The following is a 1,921-nucleotide window of genomic DNA, read 5'->3' as shown; positions in this document are numbered from 1 at the left end:
ATATTGCACACTGACCGGGTTGATAAATGGATTTTTTTAGCAATCTCTTTACTTGAGAAAGCATGTAAAATATAAAATAATACCTCCCATTCTCTTTTAGTAAAAAGATCTGATGGCGGGGTGAATACAAGTGAGGTGGGGACTTTTATTTTATTTAGGCGAGTTAACATTATATCAGTTACAGGCCTGGCATGTAAGATAACCCCCCGTGACACTCCAACTTCATCTATTAATGGAAATTTATCAAAGAAATAAGGTGTAAAATAAGAAAGCCCATCAAGCAAATGTATTTCAACCGATGTTGCACGATCTTGCAATAATTCAACCCTACGATCTTGCCTCTGAAAATCATCCTGAAACTCTGCTGTTGGCGAAGGAATCTCACCATCTAGCCGCCCCTCCATACTATATTTATTAGGTAAGGCTAATAATTTATGATATCTCATATTGGCATAAATAAATTTCGATTGATTATCTTTAACTCCCCAAGGCTCTGAACTGTGTTCCCAAAATCGTATTAATACCTCAAGCGAGTTTAGTAGTTTTTTATCCATTACCATATTCTCCTTAAGTTTAACTCCTTCTCACTCTACATAAGTGGAAAAGAACCCGAGTATTCAAAGAAACTCTGCGGCACATAATTATTAATCTTATTTTCATAACAATACTCTATAACCTGCCGTTTACTGGTTACACCGGTTTTCCGATAGATATTTTGGGTTATATTGCACACTGACCGGGTTGATAAATGGATTTTTTTAGCAATCTCTTTACTTGAGAAAGCATGTAAAATATAAAACAATACCTCCCATTCTCTTTTGGTGAATAATGCAGATGGAGGTGTAAAGATAAGTGATGTAGGAACTTTTATCTTATTTAAACGAGTTAAAATGATGTCTTGTACTGGTCTGGCATGACAAATAACCCCCCTGGATACACCGTTTTCATCTATTAATGGATATTTGTCACTAAAATAAGGTGTGAAATATGAGCACCCATCATATAGCTGAATATCGACTGATGCTACACGGTCCTGTGATAATTCCACCTGACGATCCTGCTGTTGAAATTCAACCTGAAAATCTGCTGATGGTGTAGGAATCTCACCATCTAACCGACCTTCAAGGCTGTATTTTTCAGGTAAATTAAATAATTTATAAACTCTCCTATTTGCATAAATAAATCTTGATTGATCATCTTTTACCGCCCAAGGTTCTGAACTATGCTCCCAAAACCGTATTAATACCTCGAGTGATTTCTTCAGATTTTCTTCCATCTCAACCTCCCTATTATATTTAGTTTGTCCTTACCCTGCGAGTGGAAAAGAACCCGAGTATTCAAAGAAACTCTGCGGCACATAATTATTTATCTTCTGCTCATAACAATACTCTATAACCTGCCGTTTATTGGCTACACCGGTTTTCCGATAGATGCTTTGGATTATATTGCACACTGACCGGGTTGATAAATAGATTTTTTTAGCAATTTCTTTACTTGAGAAGTCATGTAAAATATAAAACAATACCTCCCACTCCCTTTTAGTAAAAAGATCTGATGGTGGGGTAAAGATAAGTGAGGTGGGGACTTTTATTTTATTTAGCCGAGTTAACATTATATCTTGTACTGGCCGCCCATGACAAATAACCCCCCTGGATACACCGTTTTCATCTATTAATGGGTATTTATCAACGAAATAAGGTTGGAAATATGAATGTCCATCCCACTCATGAATTTCAACCGCAGTTATACGATCCTGCAATAATTCAACCTTTCGATCATGCTGCTGAAATTCAGCCTGAAAATCTGATATTGGTGACGGAAGCTCACCATCTAATCTTCCATCCATACTAAAATTAGCGGGTAAGGCTAACAATTTATGTAATCGCGGATTTCCATATATATATATAGATTGATTATCTTT

The 1,921-nt window shown here is 36.2% G+C and carries 3 protein-coding genes; all 3 read right to left on the bottom strand.

The window, feature by feature from the left end:
- Positions 1-554, bottom strand: a 554-nt coding sequence (locus V2A85_RS23305) for a PAS domain-containing protein (RefSeq protein ID WP_420072512.1), incomplete at its 3' end; no start/stop codon positions are given.
- A 35-nt stretch (positions 555-589) separates the two neighbouring features.
- On the bottom strand, positions 590-1,276 hold the full coding sequence (locus tag V2A85_RS23300; protein ID WP_420072511.1) for a helix-turn-helix transcriptional regulator: 687 nt from the start codon (positions 1,274-1,276) through the stop codon (positions 590-592).
- Between the two features lie 30 nt (positions 1,277-1,306).
- On the bottom strand, positions 1,307-1,921 hold a 615-nt coding region (locus tag V2A85_RS23295; protein WP_420072510.1), incomplete at its 5' end, for a helix-turn-helix transcriptional regulator.

The organism is Yersinia sp. 1252 StPb PI, from assembly GCF_048593885.1.
GTDB lineage: Bacteria > Pseudomonadota > Gammaproteobacteria > Enterobacterales > Enterobacteriaceae > Yersinia > Yersinia enterocolitica_E.
The sequence above is the reverse complement of the archived record's forward strand: the minus strand, read 5'-3'. Positions and strand labels throughout refer to the sequence as shown.